The sequence below is a fragment of the Sphingomonas sp. genome, from assembly GCF_032114135.1.
Lineage (GTDB): Bacteria > Pseudomonadota > Alphaproteobacteria > Sphingomonadales > Sphingomonadaceae > Sphingomonas.
Window position 1 is genome coordinate 521499 of record NZ_DAMCTA010000001.1, and the last position, 15822, is coordinate 537320.

General features: G+C 66.6%; 13 protein-coding genes. 2 read left to right on the forward strand and 11 right to left on the reverse strand.

Features of this window, described 5'->3' with window-relative positions; translation table 11 throughout:
- Positions 1 to 11: 11 nt before the first annotated feature.
- Genes cyoD through cyoA form a run of 4 tightly spaced genes read right to left on the reverse strand, consistent with a single transcriptional unit; the run spans position 12 to position 4177 of the window.
- Positions 12 to 410, reverse strand: a complete 399-nt coding sequence (cyoD, locus tag RT655_RS02560) for a cytochrome o ubiquinol oxidase subunit IV (RefSeq protein ID WP_313534820.1) — start codon at positions 408 to 410, stop codon at positions 12 to 14.
- Positions 407 to 1033 (reverse strand): cytochrome o ubiquinol oxidase subunit III, encoded by a 627-nt coding sequence (gene cyoC / locus RT655_RS02565; protein ID WP_093294520.1) that lies wholly within the window; start codon positions 1031 to 1033, stop codon positions 407 to 409. Before cyoC ends, cyoD begins: the two co-directional genes overlap by 4 nt.
- Before the next feature lie 4 nt (positions 1034 to 1037).
- Entirely contained in the window at positions 1038 to 3035 is a 1998-nt protein-coding gene (gene cyoB / locus RT655_RS02570) for a cytochrome o ubiquinol oxidase subunit I (protein ID WP_313534821.1), read from the reverse strand.
- Between the two features lie 8 nt (positions 3036 to 3043).
- Positions 3044 to 4177 carry a ubiquinol oxidase subunit II gene (gene cyoA, locus RT655_RS02575; protein WP_313534822.1) on the reverse strand — a complete coding sequence of 378 codons (1134 nt, stop codon included), beginning with the start codon at positions 4175 to 4177 and terminating at the stop codon, positions 3044 to 3046.
- A gap of 129 nt (positions 4178 to 4306) precedes the next feature.
- Here cyoA and RT655_RS02580 point away from each other — a divergent pair, with 129 nt between their 5' ends.
- Together RT655_RS02580 and mazG are read left to right on the forward strand one after the other, a co-directional pair.
- Positions 4307 to 5638 carry an MFS transporter gene (locus RT655_RS02580; RefSeq protein ID WP_313534823.1) on the forward strand — a complete coding sequence of 444 codons (1332 nt, stop codon included), beginning with the start codon at positions 4307 to 4309 and terminating at the stop codon, positions 5636 to 5638.
- A 77-nt stretch (positions 5639 to 5715) separates the two neighbouring features.
- The gene (gene mazG, locus RT655_RS02585) at positions 5716 to 6468 is read left to right on the forward strand and encodes a nucleoside triphosphate pyrophosphohydrolase (protein ID WP_313534824.1); all 753 of its coding nucleotides are present in this window, start codon (positions 5716 to 5718) and stop codon (positions 6466 to 6468) included.
- A gap of 143 nt (positions 6469 to 6611) precedes the next feature.
- Here mazG and hflX read toward each other — a convergent pair whose 3' ends face one another.
- The 7 genes from hflX to dusB form a co-directional block, all read right to left on the reverse strand.
- The gene (gene hflX / locus RT655_RS02590; RefSeq protein ID WP_141985554.1) at positions 6612 to 7904 is read right to left on the reverse strand and encodes a GTPase HflX; all 1293 of its coding nucleotides are present in this window, start codon (positions 7902 to 7904) and stop codon (positions 6612 to 6614) included.
- 7 nt (positions 7905 to 7911) lie between these two features.
- Positions 7912 to 8463 carry an RNA chaperone Hfq gene (gene hfq / locus RT655_RS02595; protein WP_277600097.1) on the reverse strand — a complete coding sequence of 184 codons (552 nt, stop codon included), beginning with the start codon at positions 8461 to 8463 and terminating at the stop codon, positions 7912 to 7914.
- A gap of 64 nt (positions 8464 to 8527) precedes the next feature.
- A complete protein-coding gene (locus tag RT655_RS02600) occupies positions 8528 to 9907 on the reverse strand; it encodes a sigma-54 dependent transcriptional regulator (RefSeq protein ID WP_313534825.1) in 1380 nt (459 codons plus the stop codon).
- A complete protein-coding gene (locus RT655_RS02605; RefSeq protein WP_313534826.1) occupies positions 9904 to 12171 on the reverse strand; it encodes an ATP-binding protein in 2268 nt (755 codons plus the stop codon). The genes RT655_RS02600 and RT655_RS02605 overlap by 4 nt, the downstream gene beginning before the upstream one ends.
- Positions 12172 to 12265: 94 nt before the next feature.
- On the reverse strand, positions 12266 to 13705 hold the full coding sequence (gene ntrC / locus RT655_RS02610; RefSeq protein ID WP_313534827.1) for a nitrogen regulation protein NR(I): 1440 nt from the start codon (positions 13703 to 13705) through the stop codon (positions 12266 to 12268).
- Positions 13702 to 14811 carry a two-component system sensor histidine kinase NtrB gene (locus RT655_RS02615; RefSeq protein WP_313534828.1) on the reverse strand — a complete coding sequence of 370 codons (1110 nt, stop codon included), beginning with the start codon at positions 14809 to 14811 and terminating at the stop codon, positions 13702 to 13704. Before RT655_RS02615 ends, ntrC begins: the two co-directional genes overlap by 4 nt.
- A complete protein-coding gene (gene dusB, locus RT655_RS02620) occupies positions 14787 to 15785 on the reverse strand; it encodes a tRNA dihydrouridine synthase DusB (protein ID WP_313534829.1) in 999 nt (332 codons plus the stop codon). The genes RT655_RS02615 and dusB overlap by 25 nt, the downstream gene beginning before the upstream one ends.
- Between the last annotated feature and the right edge of the window lie 37 nt (positions 15786 to 15822).

Here is a 15822-nt window from a genome sequence, read left to right on the forward strand (position 1 = left end):
AGCCGGCCGGCTCACATGCCGGCGCCGGAAGCCATCCCGGGCATCATGTTGAGGTTCATGTTGTACATCACCCACAACGAGCCCGCGAGCGCGATGACGATGATGATGGCCGTGAACACCAGCGCCATCAGGGTCCAGCCCTGCTCCGACTTGCTGTTCATGTGGAGGAAGTAGATCATGTGGACGACGATCTGCACCATCGCCAGCGCCGCGCAGATCGCCACCGCCACGCGGGTGTCGGCGACCCAGCCGCCCATCACGATCCCGAAGGGGATCGCGGTAAGGACGACCGAGAGCAGGAAGCCGGTGATGTAGCCGCCGCGGGTCGAGTGCGGCGCATCATGGCCATGATCGTGGCCGTGGCCGTGACCATGGCCATGGCCGGCGTGGCTGTGGGGGTGCGCGCTCATCGCATGGCTCCAAACAGATAGACGAAGGTGAACACGCCGATCCAGATCACGTCCAGGAAATGCCAGAACAGCGACAGGCACTGCAGACGACGGACGTTTGCGGGGATCAGGCCCTTGCGACCGATCTGCACCATCAGCGTGAACAGCCAGATCAAGCCGAAGGTGACGTGCAGGCCGTGGGTGCCCACCAAGGTGAAAAAGGACGAGAGGAACGCCGAGCGCCACGGACCCGCACCTTCATGGATCAGGTTCGAGAATTCGTAGAGCTCGATGCCGAGGAAGGCGGCGCCGAACAGCGCAGTCAGCAGCAGCCAGGCCTGGACGGCGCCCTTGCGCTGTTCCTGCATGGCGATCATCGCGAAGCCGTAGGTGATCGACGAGAACAGCAGCATTGCCGTGTTCACCGCCACCAGCGGCAGCTCGAACAGCTCGTGGGAGGTCGGGCCTCCCGCGTAGCTGGTGCCATAGACGCCCCATGCCGCGAACAGCATCGCGAAGATGAGGCAGTCGCTCATCAGGTACATCCAGAAGCCGAGCAGCGTGCTGCCGCCGGGTTCGTGATGCTCCTCCTCGAGCTGGTAGAAGACGGGCGTGTCGCCCGTCGGTACGGTCGTGGCGCTCATCGCGTCAGGCTCCATGGCGCGCAAGCACCGTGGTGCGCGCATTCTCGGTTTCGGTCACTTCTTCCGCAGAGATGTAGAAGTCGCGATCATAGTTGAAGGTATGGGCGATCGCCGTGACGAGCAGGCCCAGGAACGATGCGGCCGCGAGCCACCAGATGTACCAGATCATCGCGAAGCCGAACGCCAGCGAGAAGCCCGCCAGGACGATGCCCGCCCAGGTGTTCTTCGGCATGTGGATCGGCAGATAGCCCGACACCGGACGCACTGCGCCGCGCGACTTCATGTCGTACCAGGCATCCAGATCGTGGATGACCGGCGAGAACGCGAAGTTGTAGGCCGGCGGCGGCGACGAGGTCGCCCATTCCAGCGTGCGGCCCTGCCACGGGTCGCCGGTCTCGTCGCGCAGCGCGTCGCGATTGCGGATGCTGACGACGATCTGGAGCAGGAAGGCGGCGATGCCGACCGCGATGATCGCGGCGCCGATCGCGGCGATCACGAACCAGATCTGCAGGCTCGGATCGTCGAAGTGGCGCAGACGACGGGTCACGCCCATCAGGCCGAGCACGTAGAGCGGCGTGAACGCCACCCAGAAGCCGACGACCCAGCACCAGAAGGAGACGAGGCCCCACTTCTTGTCGAGCTTGAAGCCGAACGCCTTGGGCCACCAGTAGTTGATGCCTGCGAACATGCCGAACAGCACGCCGCCGATGATCACGTTGTGGAAGTGCGCGACCAGGAACAGCGAGTTGTGCAGCACGAAGTCGGCCGGGGGTACCGCCAGCATCACGCCGGTCATGCCGCCGATCACGAAGGTCAGCATGAACGCCACCGTCCACATCATCGGCAGTTCGAAGCGGATACGGCCCTTGTACATTGTGAACAGCCAGTTGAAGATCTTGGCACCCGTCGGGATCGAGATGATCATCGTGGTGATGCCGAAGAAGCTGTTCACGCTCGCGCCCGAGCCCATCGTGAAGAAGTGATGGAGCCAGACGAGGTACGACAGGATGGTGATGACCAGCACGGCGTAGACCATCGAGGTATAGCCGAACAGGCGCTTGCCCGAGAAGGTCGAGGTGACTTCGGAGAAGATGCCGAACGCCGGCAGGATCAGGATGTAGACCTCCGGGTGACCCCAGATCCAGATCATGTTCACGTACATCATCGGGTTGCCGCCGGCGGTGTTCGTGAAGAAGTGCGTCCCGACATAGCGATCGAGGCTGAGCATCGCGAGCACCGCGGTCAGCACCGGGAAGGCGGCGACAATCAGGATGTTGGTGGCAAGCGCGGTCCAGGTGAAGATCGGCATCTTCATCAGGCCCATGCCCGGCGCGCGCATCTTGACGATGGTGGCGACCAGGTTGACGCCGGAGAGCAGCGTGCCGACACCCGCGATCTGCAGCGCCCAGACATAATAGTCGACGCCCACGTCGGGGGAGTAATCGAGGCCCGACAGCGGCGCCATCGCCAGCCAGCCGGTCCGCGCGAACTCGCCGATGAACAGGCTAGCCATCACCAGCGCCGCACCCGCCGCCGTCATCCAGAAGCTGAAATTGTTCAGGAACGGGAAGCTGACGTCGCGCGCGCCGATCTGCAGCGGCACCACGAAATTCATCAGGCCGGTGACGAAGGGCATCGCCACGAAGAAGATCATGATCACGCCGTGGGCGGTGAACACCTGATCATAATGGTGCGCGTTGAGATAGCCTTCGTTCGCACCGAACGCCATCGCCTGCTGGCCGCGCATCATGATCGCGTCGGCGAAACCGCGCAGCAGCATTACCAGGCCCAGCACCATGTACATGATGCCGATGCGCTTGTGGTCGACGGTGGTGAACCACTCCTTCCAGAGATAGCCCCACAGGCGGAAATAGGTCAGCGCGCCCAGCAGCGCGATGCCGCCGAGCGCGACGCCAGCGAACGTGGCGACGACGATCGGCTCGTGGATCGGCAGACTCTCGATCGAGAGCCGGCCGAAGATCATCTTCAAAGTGTCAGACATGGCAGTGCTCAAGCCTCGCCCGCCGCCGCGCGGCCGGGATAGGCCGGCGCGTCCATGCGGGTCATGTTACGGTTCGAATCCGCGCCGGGTTCGGAGTGGCCGGCGGGAGCGCCGTGCGGATGGGTCAGGTGCGGACTGGGCTTCATTTCATCCGGCGACTTCATCAGCGCGCCATCGGCGCCTTCGCCCGGACGGTTGTTTACCGCAGGCGCAACTTCCTGGGCACCCGCACCATGGTGCATCGTGCCGTGGCCGCAGGCGGTGCCCGGCTTCACGCACATCTGTACGATGCGATCGAACAGGCCGCCCTCGACGGTGCCGAAGTGCATCGCCGGCACCTTCTCGCTCGGCTTTTCAAGCGTGAGATACTGGGCGGTGTCCAGTGCGCTCGCGGACGCCTTGGTCTTCGCGACCCACTGGTCGAAGCCCGTCGCGTCCACCGACTGGGTCGGGAAGTGCATGTAGGAGAAACCCGAGCCGCTATAGTTGGCGCTCTGGCCCTCGAAGGTGCCGACGCGGTTCATCACCGCGTGGAGCTTCGTTTCCATGCCCGGCATCGTGTAAATCATGCCCGCCATCGCCGGGACGTAGAAGGTGTTCATCACGCTCGACGAAGTGAGGCGGAAGCGCACCTGGCGATCGGCCGGCAGCACCAGCTCGTTGACCGTCGCAACGCCCTGCTCGGGGTAGATGAACAGCCACTTCCAGTCGAGCGAGACGACCTGGATCTCCAGCGGCGCCTGGCCCGCCGGGATCGGCTTGCCCGGGGCGATGCGGTCCAGCGGCCGATACGGGTCCAGCTGGTGCGTGGTGAGCCAGGTCAGCGCGCCAAGCGCGATGATGATCAGCAGCGGAGCCGCCCAGATCACCAGCTCGATCCGGGTCGAGTGATCCCAGTCGGGTTCGTATTCCGACTCGGTGTTGCTCGCGCGATACTTGATCGCGAAAACAACCGTCAGGATCATCACCGGAACGATGATGAGCAGCATCAAAAATACCGACCAGAGGATCAGGTCGGCCTGCTGCCGTGCAACATCGCCGGATGGATTCATCACGACAAGGTCGCACCCGCCGAGGATCAGCGGGGCAGCGAGGGTAGCGATCAGGGCCGTCGGCCGGAGGGCGCGACGGAACGGGGTCATGGATCGAAACATAGCGGCCGCGAGTTAGGAGGGGTTGTGCGGGTGCGAAATAGGACAATTTGTCCCATGGCTGCAACCCGAGAGTTTCCCTAGGTGCTTTCCCCAAAGCTTTGCGGTAGACATAGTCCCATGGCCAATGCTCAGCTTGGTTCGACGCAGATCGAACATGACGCCCGCCTGATCAACACCGGACACGGTGACGATCACCTCCGCCCCGGCGATATCGCCATCGGCGTGATCATCGGGCGAACATCCGAGTTTTTCGACTTCTTTGTATACGCGATCGCCTCGGTGCTGGTCTTCCCGGCGCTGGTATTCCCTTATATGGATCGTGTGACCGGCACGCTGTGGTCGTTCGCGCTTTTCCCGCTCGCGTTCATCGCCCGTCCTATCGGTACCCAGATCTTCATGCGCATCGACCGCCGTCATGGACGCGGCGCGAAGCTCACGCTCGCGCTGTTCCTGCTCGGCACCGCGACCGTGACCATGGCATTCCTGCCTGGCTATGAGCAGGTCGGCATCTGGTCGGCGATCCTGCTGGCGGCGCTGCGGGTGCTGCAGGGCCTGGCGCTGGGCGGCGCCTGGGACGGCCTCGCCTCGCTGCTGGCGCTTAACGCACCGCCAGCGCGTCGCGGCTGGTATGCGATGGTGCCGCAGCTCGGCGCCCCGCTCGGCCTGATGGTGGCGAGCGGGCTCTTCGCCTATTTCCTCGGCGCGCTCGACTCGGCCGACTTCATGAGCTGGGGCTGGCGCTATCCCTTCTTCGTCGCCTTCGCGCTCAACGTGGTGGCGCTGTTCGCCCGCCTGCGCATGGTTGTGGCACCCGAATATGTGAAGCTCTTCGAGAGCCGCGAATTGACGCCGTCGCGCGTCACCGCGACGATCAAGGCGCAGTGGCGCAACATCGTGATCGGTGCCTTCGCACCGCTGGCGAGCTTCGCGCTGTTCCACATGGTCACGGTGTTCCCGCTCTCCTGGATCGCGCTCTACACCACCGAGGATCTGACTCGCTTCCTGCTGATCGAGGTCGGCGCCGCGGCCTGCGGTCTGGTCGCGATCGTGATCTCGGGCATCCTCGCGGACCGCATCGGCCGCCGCTCGCTGCTCGGCTATACCGCCGCCGCGATCGCCGCCTATTCGGGCTTCGCGCCGCAACTGCTCGAAAAGGGCAATGCCGGCGAGACGGTGTTCATGGTGCTCGGCTTCATCCTGCTCGGCCTGGCGTTCGGCCAGTCCTCGGGTGCGGTCGCCAGCAACTTCCCGAAGCGGGCCCGCTACACCGGTGCGGCGCTGACCTCGGACCTCGCCTGGCTGTTCGGTGCCGGCTTCGCGCCGCTTGGCGCTCTGCTGCTCGCGGCGAACTGGGGCGTTATCGCCTCGGGCCTGTACCTGCTCTCGGGCGCTGCGGGAACGCTGATCGCGCTCTACTTCAACAAGGAACTCGGTCGCCGGCTCGACTGACCCCCGCGCGGCTTGCCTAAGCCGCGCGCGACCTCCAAAGGCCTCCTGTCCGCACCCGCGTTCAGGAGGCCTTTTGCATGACGTCCCCCACCGGCATCGACCACCTGGTCGCCATCATGGAACGGTTGCGCGATCCCGAGCGCGGCTGTGAATGGGACGTGGCGCAGACCTTCGAGACCATCGCGCCCTATACGATCGAGGAAGCCTATGAGGTGGCCGACGCGATCGAGCGCCGCGACATCGCCGAGCTGAAGGACGAGCTGGGCGACCTGCTGCTGCAGGTGGTCTTCCATAGCCGCATTGCCGAGGAAGCCGGGCAGTTCGCACTGGCCGACGTGGTCACCTCGATCAGCGACAAGATGGAGCGACGCCACCCGCATATCTTCGGCGACAAGGCCGAAGGCGGCCATCATCTCTGGGAAGTGATCAAGGCCGAGGAACGCGGCGCCAAGGGCGCATCCAGCGCGCTCGACGGCGTGGCGATCGGCCTGCCCGCGCTTCTGCGGGCAGAAAAGCTCCAGAAGCGGGCGGCGCGTACCGGTTTCGACTGGCCGGACGCGACGGGCGCGCGGGCGAAGATCCTGGAGGAGCTGGAAGAGGTCGAAACGGCCGAGAACGACGCGCACCGCGCCGAGGAAGTGGGCGACCTGTTGTTCGCGGTGGTCAACTTCGCCCGCAAGCTGGGCGTGGAGCCCGAGGCTGCGCTCCGCGCGGCGAACGGCAAGTTCGAGCGGCGCTTCAGGGCGATGGAGGAACGCGCCGGCGAGGCGTTCGTGGGGCTGGATCTGGAGGGCAAGGAAGCGCTGTGGCAGGCGGTAAAGCGAGGGTGAGAAGGCAATCACCTCACCCTCCCACCGCCTCCCGCGGCGGGCCCCTCCCTCTCCCAAAGGGAGAGGGCCATATTCCCTCTCCATTGGGAGAGGGAGGGGGGCGCGAAGCGCCGGAAGGGTGAGGGTGAAAAACCGGGCGGAGATTACCCCCGCGTGACGAACCGCTCGTAATCGCGCGGCGCCATGCGGACTTCGTAGACTGCCTGCTCGTCCTCGATATGCTGTTCGATCACGTCGCCATGCTGATGCAGCCATGCCGCAGCCGCGCCATCGGCAGGATCGAGCCGCAGCGTGTAGCGGCGATGCCCTTCGGTCAGCCGTCCAGCCACGGCTTCGACCAGCGCATCGACGCCCTCCCCGGTCAGCGCCGAGATCACCCGCACCTCGTCGGTCCGACGCGCGGCCATCGCCAGCGCTTCTTCGCGCTGCTCCTCGTCGAGCAGGTCCAGCTTGTTCCACGCCTCGAAGCGCGGCGTCTGCTCGGACACGCCGATTTCCTGGAGCACCTTCTCCACGTCGACGCGCTGCGCCTCGGTATCCGGATGCGCGATGTCGCGGACATGGATCAGCAGGTCGGCCGAGACCACCTCCTCCAGCGTCGCCTTGAAGGCGGCGACCAGCTGGGTCGGCAGTTCGGAGACGAAGCCCACCGTGTCCGACAGGATCGCCTTGTCGATGCCCGGCAGCGAAATCTGGCGCAGCGTTGGGTCGAGCGTGGCGAACAGCAGATTCTCCGCCATCACCCCGGCACCGGTCAGCCGGTTGAACAGCGTCGACTTGCCGGCATTGGTATAGCCGACCAGCGCCACGACCGGCCAGGGCGCACGCTGGCGCCGGTCGCGGTGAAGCGTGCGGGTGCGGCTAACCTGATCGAGCTCGCGCCGCAGCCGCGCCATGCGGTCGCGGATCAAGCGGCGGTCGGCCTCGATCTGGGTCTCACCCGGGCCACCGAGGAAGCCGAAGCCGCCGCGCTGGCGTTCAAGGTGGGTCCAGCTGCGGACCAGCCGGCCCGCCTGATAATCGAGGTGCGCGAGTTCGACCTGCAATCGGCCTTCGGCGGTACGCGCGCGCTCGCCGAAGATTTCGAGGATGAGGCCCGTCCGGTCGATCACCTTGCAGCCGAGCGCGGTCTCGAGGTTGCGCTGCTGCACCGGCGTAAGGCCAGCATCGAACACCGCGAGCTGGAGCTCGCCGTCGCGGACCGTCTCGGCCAGGGCTTCCACCTGCCCCGAGCCGATCAGCGTGCCCGGCTTGGGCTGGCGAAGCCGGACGGCAACCCGCTCGACCACGTCGACGCCGATCGCCGCGGCGAGGCCGGCCGTTTCCTCCAGCCGCGCCTCGGCGTCGCGCGAACTACCGCCCATGTCGGGATAGACGACGAGCGCGCGTGCGCCCCGCGCGAATTCGTCGGGGTCGCGCTCGAAACCAGTGCTCATGCGAGGATCAATCCTCGTCGCCGCCGTTGGTTTCCTCGGCGAGGTTCAGCGGGTGAGCGGGCTGTACGGTGGAGACCGCATGCTTGTAGACCAGCTGGGCCATGCCCTCGCGCTGGAGCAGCATGCAGAACAGGTCGAATGCCGCGATCTGACCCTGCAGCATCACGCCGTTCACCAGGAACATGGTGACGTTTTCCTGCTGCTTGCGCACCGCGTTGAGGAAGATTTCCTGCAGCACCGGGTTCTTGTGCTGATACTCGCCCGCCGCCGTGAGCAGCGCGGCAAGGTCCATCGGGCCCGAAGGCATGATGGTGGAAATGGCATGCTTGTAGATCAGCTGCGACTGGCCGTCGCGGCGGAGCAGCACCGAAAAATTATCGAACCAGGTGACGATCCCCTGGAGCTTGACGCCCTTGACGAGGAACATGGTCACCGGCGTCTTCGACCGGCGCAGTGAGTTGAGGAACAGGTCCTGAAGCGACGTCTGCTTCTCTGCCATATGGTGGCTCCATTTATTCTTGGCGGGATTTGTCCCGCGGTGCGCCGTTCCCGGCGTCAGGGTCGGCGCCACCCCGGCGCCGGGATCCAATCTAGGGCGTCGCGAGGCTTCCGTCCATAGCGGCTCAATCCTCGCGCGCGTCGGTGATGCCGAGCAGCTTGAGTTTGCGGTGCAGCGCCGAGCGCTCCATCCCGATGAAGCTCGCGGTGCGCGAGATGTTGCCCGAGAAGCGGCGGATCTGGACGCGGAGATATTCGCGTTCGAAGCTCTCGCGCGCTTCCTTGAGCGGGGCGCCCATGATCGCGTTCGAGGCCATGCCGCTGCCGCCGTCATTCTGGCGTCCCAGCACCTCGGGAGGCAGCAGGTCGACATCGATCCGACCGATCCGGTCGCCCGGCGCCAGGATCACGGTACGCTCGACGACGTTGCGCAGCTGGCGGACATTGCCCGGCCAGTCATAGCTTTGCAGCGCCACCATCGCGTCGGCGGCGATTTCGGGCGTCGGCACGCGGCGCTCCGAGGCGTAATGCGCGACATAATGCTCGACCAGCGCGGGGATGTCCTCACGACGATCGGTCAACGCCGGGATCGGCACCGGCACGACGTTGAGACGATAGTAGAGATCCTCGCGAAAGCGGCCCGCGGCGATCTCCTCCATCAGGTCGCGCGCCGTGGCGGAGACGACGCGGACATCGACCTTCACCACGCGGGTGCCGCCCACGCGGCTGAAGCTCTGGTCGGTCAGCACGCGCAGGATCCGCGCCTGGGTGGCAACCGGCATGTCGGCGATCTCGTCGAGGAACAGCGTGCCGCCATGTGCCTGCTCGAGCAGGCCGGGGCGGACGAGATCACCGCTCTCCTCGACGCCGAACAGTTCGTCGTCGACGCGGTCGGGGGTCATCCGCGCCGCGCTGACGATGACGAAGGGCGCGTCGGCGCGCTGGCTCCAGCCATGGAGCAACCTTGCGGCAACTTCCTTACCTACGCCGGCGCCGCCGGTGATCAGCACCCGGCTGCCGGTCGAGGCGACGCGCTTGAGGGTGGCGCGCACCGTGTTGATCGCGGTCGAGGTGCCCTGCAGGTCGGTACCCCGCCCCGTCACAGCGCGGAGCGAGGCGACCTCGCGCCGCAACCGCTCGGTTTCGGTCGCGCGGGCGACCATCAGCAGCAGCCGCTCGGCTTCGAACGGCTTTTCGATGAAGTCCGAGGCGCCCCGGCGGATCGCCGCGACCGCGGTATCGAGATTGCCGTGGCCGGATATCACCAGCACCGGGATCGAGGGGTCGCGACGCTTGATCTCGTCGAGCAGTTCCAGCCCGTCGAGCCGCGAGCCCTGCAGCCACACGTCGAGCAGCACCAGGCTCGGCCGGCGCTCGGCGATGGCCTCCAGCGCCGAGTCGCTGTCGGCAGCGTTGCGGGTGGCGTAGCCCTCGTCCTCCAGCACGCCGGCTACCAGTTCGCGGATGTCGCGCTCGTCGTCGACGACGAGAATGTCCAGGCTCATGTCTTGCTTCCGATGCGGGTGAGCATCGCCGGGCGCGCGTCCTTCGCGTCGTCCGGCGTCTCCGTGAGTGCGACGCTGGCAAGCATCGCGGTATCGAAGCACAGCGTCACGAGCGTGCCGCCGCCGGGGCGGTCGGCAAAGCCGATCGTGCCGCAATGTTCTTCGACGATCTTCTTGACGATGGCGAGGCCCAGCCCGGTCCCCCGGCTGCGCGTCGTCATATAGGGTTCGACGATCCGGTCCCGCTCGACCGGCAGGCCAACGCCGTTATCGGCAAGGGTAAGGACGAGCTTGTCCTCGCCAGCAGGCTGAATGGTCAGGTGCACCTCGCCCTGCGGCAGGTCCGCTTCCTGCCCCGCCGCCTCGTTGCGCGCCTCGATCGCCTCGACGGCGTTCTTGACGATGTTGGTCAGCGCCTGGCCGATCTGGCGGCGGTCGCACACCAGCGAGGGCGCCGGATCGGGTGCATCGAGGGTGAAGCGCAGCGCCGGATGCGCGACTTCGTGCAGGAACATCGCCTGGCGGGCGATGTCGAGCAGCGATTCGCGCCGAAACATCGGCTTGGGCATCCGCGCGAAGGACGAGAATTCGTCGACCATCCGCCGCAGATCGCCGACCTGGCGGACGATCGTCTCGGTCAGCCGCGCAAACACGCCGTCGCTCTGATCGACCTGCTTGCCATAGCGGCGCTGGAGCCGCTCGGCGGCGAGCTGGATCGGGGTCAGCGGGTTCTTGATCTCGTGCGCGATGCGGCGGGCGACGTCCGCCCAGGCGGCGCGGCGCTGGTCATTGAGCTGCTGGGTGATGTCGTCGAAGGTCAGCACCTGGCCGCCCTCGTCGGTGGTGACCTTCACCGCCAGCGTCCGCGCCTCGCCGCCGCTGGCAATCTGGACGATCCCCTCGCGCTCCCCGCTGGCCAGCATCGTCTCGAGCTCGGGGGCGAGCGCCTCCAGTGGCTGGCCGACCGGTTGCTCGGCGGCGTTGCGCAGCAGCGCGATCGCCGAGGCATTGATCAGCCGCACGCGATGGTCGCCTCCGATCGCGATGACGCCCGCCGACACGCCCGACAGCACCGCCTCGATGAGCGCGCGGCGGCTGTCGAGCTGGGCATTGGCGGTTACCAGCGCATTGGTCTGGTCCTGCAGACGCTCGGTCATGCTGTTGAAGGCGATGCCGAGCGTGGCGATCTCGTCGAGCCGCTCGGGGGTCGGCACGCGCGCGCTGAGGTCGCCGTCTGCCACCTGCCCCGCGGCCTGGACGAGTTGATCGACCGGGCGCACCAGCCGATCCGCTACGGCAAGTGCAATCCAGGTCGCGATGCTGACGATCAGCAGCGCCACGCCGAACAGCACGGCGTTGAACTGGAGCTGGAGTGACCGCGAGCGGGCGATCAGCGCCGAATATTCCTGTCCGATCCGGTCCGAGGCAAGGTTCTGGCGGTTGAGGAAGTCGACATTGTTCGGGGTAGCGACATACAAGAACAGGTTCGCCGAGCGGTCGACCGGCGTCACGACCCACACCACCTCGGAATCATAGTTGATGTAGCTATCCTCGTTCCGCAGCACCTGAAGTACCTTGCCCGAGACGCGACGCTTGAAGGTCGGGCCGGACGGCGCCTCATAGGCATAGAGCGCCTCGACCCGCTTGCCGTCGATCACGCGGAACAGAACCGACTGGAAGAACTGGCGGAAATAGGTCTGGCGAAGGAACCAGTCTTCAAACACCAGCGATCGCTCGGGCACCTTCGGCGAGGTCTCGAGCATGTCGCTCACCATCTGACGCGCCTCGCCTTTCCACCGCTGGATCACCAGCGCCTTGCCCTCGTTGGCGAGCGCCTGGGTCGACGTAAGGGCAGCGCGCGCACGCTCCGATCCCCAGAGCTGGATGCCCGACTGGAACATGATCGAGGCGGCGATCACCGCCAGCACGATTGGCACACTGGCCATCAATGAGAACACCGCGACCAGCCGCACGTGCAGCCGCCCGCCCCCCGCCAGCGCCGACCGCGCGGTGCGCTTGAGCGCGATCCGCCGCCCGATCAGCACGATCAGCGCGACATAGGGGAGCAGATTGACGAGCAGCAGCGCCGCGGCGACACCCGGGCTGAACAGCTGCTGGTTGGAATGCTGGCGAACGAACCAGTAGGTGATGACCGGGGTAGCGACGGCCAGCGCGACCACCAGCATCTCGACCAGCCGAAACGCCCGTCCGGGGCGCGACCAATCTTCAGGGCTATCGAGACTCGTTGGAGCTACGGCGACCATTGCCCCCTGTGTACACAGGGATTGTGGCCAAAAGAACACATAATATTGCGGATTTGTCACCCGCACGCATCGGCCTGCCGCAGATCGCGTGTCGTCAGCTTGTCGGATCGTCCCCGCGCGTTGCAATCCCCAGTGTATCCAGACGCTTGCGCAGCGTGTTCCGGTTGATGCCGAGCGCCCGCGCGGCGCGCAGCTGGTTCTGCTGGTGGCGCGCAAGCATCATCTCGATCAGCGGGCGCTCCACTTCGCTGATGATCCGGTCGTAGAGCGTGCCGTCGTCGAGGGCGCGCGGCTCCTCGATCGCGATCCGCTCCAGCCGGGCGCGGATCGCCGCCTCGATCCCGGCATCGCGGGCGACCGGCAGCGCGCCGCCGCCATCGCCGAGCGCGCGACGGAGCGCGGCCGCGTCGATCCATTCGTCGCGGGAGAGCGCGGCGATGCGGCGCATCAGGTTCTCGAGCTCGCGCACATTGCCCGGCCAGTCGAGCGTCTCGAGCAGCGCCACTGCATCCTTGTCGAGCTGCTTGCGCGGCAGGCCGTCTTCGGCGGCGCGGTCGAGGAAATGACGGGCGAGCAGCGGGATGTCCTGGCGGCGCTCGCGCAGGGCCGGCAAGCTGATCGGCACGACGTTGAGCCGGTAGAACAGATCCTCGCGGAACTGGCCGACCTGCACCAGTTGCGCCAGATCCTTGTTGGTCGCCGCGACGATCCGGACATCGGCGCGGATCGTCCGCGCGCCGCCGACGGTGGTGAACTCGCCCGACTGGAGCACGCGCAGCAGCCGCGTCTGCGCATCCATCGGCATGTCGCCGATCTCGTCGAGGAACAAAGTCCCGCCGGCCGCCTGCTCGAACTTGCCGGCGACGCGCGCCTGCGCGCCCGTGAAGGCGCCACGTTCATGGCCGAACAGCTCGGCCTCGATCAGCTCGCGCGGGATCGCCGCCATGTTGAGCGCGACGAAGGGCGCGCGGCGGCGGGGCCCCAGGTCGTGGATCGCCTTGGCGACGAGTTCCTTGCCGGTGCCGGATTCGCCGCTGATCAGCACGGTGAGATCGTTGGAGACGACGCGGGCGATCACCCGATAGACCTCCTGCATCGCCGGCGATCGGCCGATCAGCGAGGGGCCCCCGCCCTGCTCCGCATCGGGCTTGTCGGCGGGGCGGCGGCGGCCGCGCGCCATCGCGCTCTGCACCGCATGGGTGAGCGCATCGAGGTCGAACGGCTTGGGGAGATAGTCGAACGCGCCGACCTCGGTCGCGCGCACCGCCGTCGCCAGCGTGTTCTGCGCCGAGAAAACGATCACCGGCAGCGCCGGATGCTCGGCCATCAGGCCGGAGACGACGTCCAGCCCGTTGCCGTCGGGCAGCACCACGTCCGTCACCAGCACGTCGGGCACGCCGGTGGTGAGCGCACGGCGCAGCTCCGCGACGCTCGCCGCCGTGGCGACGCGGTGCCCCTCGCGCTTGAGCGCGGCGGCGACCACGGTGCGGATCGCGGCGTCGTCGTCGACGACCAGAACCGAGCCCGGCGTCATGCCGTGGCTCGCGGCAACAGGATGCGGAACACCGTAACCTCCGGTTCGCGTTCGCGGGCATATTGGACGATCCCGCCCATGTCCCGCACCAGTTTCTCGACGAGCGGCAACCCCAGCCCCTTGCCCTCCGGCTTGCCCGAGACGAACGGCTCGAACAGATGCTCGGCGATATCGGCGGGGGCGCCGGGGCCGTTGTCCATCACGCAGATCTCGATCGGCAGCGGCCGGCGCGGCTGGCCGGGGCCGGCATTGACCGACATGCCGTGGCGGAAGGCGGTCGACAGGATGATCCGCGGCTGGGCAAGACCCTTCAGCGCCTCGGCCGAATTCTTGAGCAGGTTGATCAGCACCTGCAGGAAGGCGTCGCGATCCACCAGCACCGGCGGCAGTGAGGGGTCGAACCATTCCTCGATCACGATGCCCCGGGCAAAGCCGGCCAGCGCGACGCGGCGGCCGTGGTCGAGCAACGGGTAGATGTTGGTCGGGGTCAGATCGAGCGGACGCGTGTCGGTGAAGTCCTGCATCCGGTCGATCAGCGCGGCGATGCGATCAACTTCGGTGGTGATCAGGCGGGTGAGTTCGCCGTTGGTCTCGGGATCGCCGCCGCTCTGGAGCAATTGCGCCGCACCGCGGATGCCCGAGAGCGGGTTCTTGATCTCGTGCCCCAGCATCGCGGCGGCGCCGATCGCCGCGCGCGCACCGGCGGTGCGATCGAGGCCGTGGTTCATCTTGCGCGCCTGCGGGGCGTGGTGGAGCGTCACGATCCGCCAGCCGGGATGGTCCGGCACCTGGCTCTCAAGGAAGTCGACGCGCAGCCGCGAGCCGCGTACCGCCTCGATTTCGGCATCGAACGCCGCGAAGCCGCGTCCGTCGCGTCGATCGGCATAGTCCTCGGGCGGCAGCAGCACCGCGTCATAAGGCTGGCCGACCATGCTGGTCTCGCTATGGTTGAGCAGTACCTCGCAGGCGGGATTGGCATGGGCGATGCGCCCGTCCGGGTCGAGCACCAGCACCGCCACCGGCAGCGCGCCGAACAGTTCGGCGAAGCTGGGTCCTTCTACAGTTTGCGGGCGGAACCGCTTCAGGCCGCCGCGCGGGAAAGCCACGGCTCGTAGAACTCCGCCAGCATGTCGAGCACCTTTACCGGATCGACGACCTGGTTCACCTTGTTGCGGAACTCGGCCGAGCCGTGCAGCCCCTTGGTGTACCAGCCGAGATGCTTGCGCATCATGTTGACGCCCACCTCGTTGCCGTAATGGCCGAGCGTCTCGACATAATGCTCGGTGATCACGCGATATTGTTCTTCGATCGACGGCTCGGGCTTGTCGCCCTTGCCAGTCAGCGCGTCCATCACCTGGCGGAGGATCCACGGCTTGCCATAGGCGCCGCGGCCTATCATCACGCCGTCCGCACCCGATTGGGCCAGTGCCTCGCGGGCATCGGCCACCGAGCAGATGTCGCCATTGACGATCACCGGGATCGACACGGCATCCTTCACCCGGCGCACGAAGCTCCAGTCGGCCGAGCCGCGATACATCTGGTTGCGGGTACGGCCGTGAACGGTCACCAGTTTGGCGCCGAGATCCTGCGCGATCTTCGCGAGGTCGGGCGCATTGAGGCTGTCGAGATCCCAGCCCATGCGCATCTTGACGGTCACGGGCGCCCTCACCGCATCGACGCAGGCGCGGATGATCGCGCCGGCATGATCCAGGTCGCGCATCAGCGCCGAGCCGGCATCGCCATTGGTCACCTTGCGGACCGGGCAGCCCATGTTGATGTCGATGATCGACGCGCCGCGATCCTCGTTGAGCTTGGCCGCCTCGGCCATCTCGTGCGGGGTGCAGCCGACCAGCTGCATCGAGACCGGTTCCTCGATCGGATCCCAGGCCGCCTTCTGCACCGATTGCCGCGTCTCGCGGATCGCGGCGGCGCTGGCGATCATCTCGGTGACGTTGAGGCCCGAACCGAAGCGGCGCACCGCCCGCCGGAACGGCAGGTCGGTAACACCGGTCATCGGCGCAAGCAGCACCGGGGCTTCGACCGTCACGGGGCCGATCTGGATGGGGGCGAGTTCGCGCATCAATTCTGCCTGAAAATCAGGCAGCGCATGTAGCGAT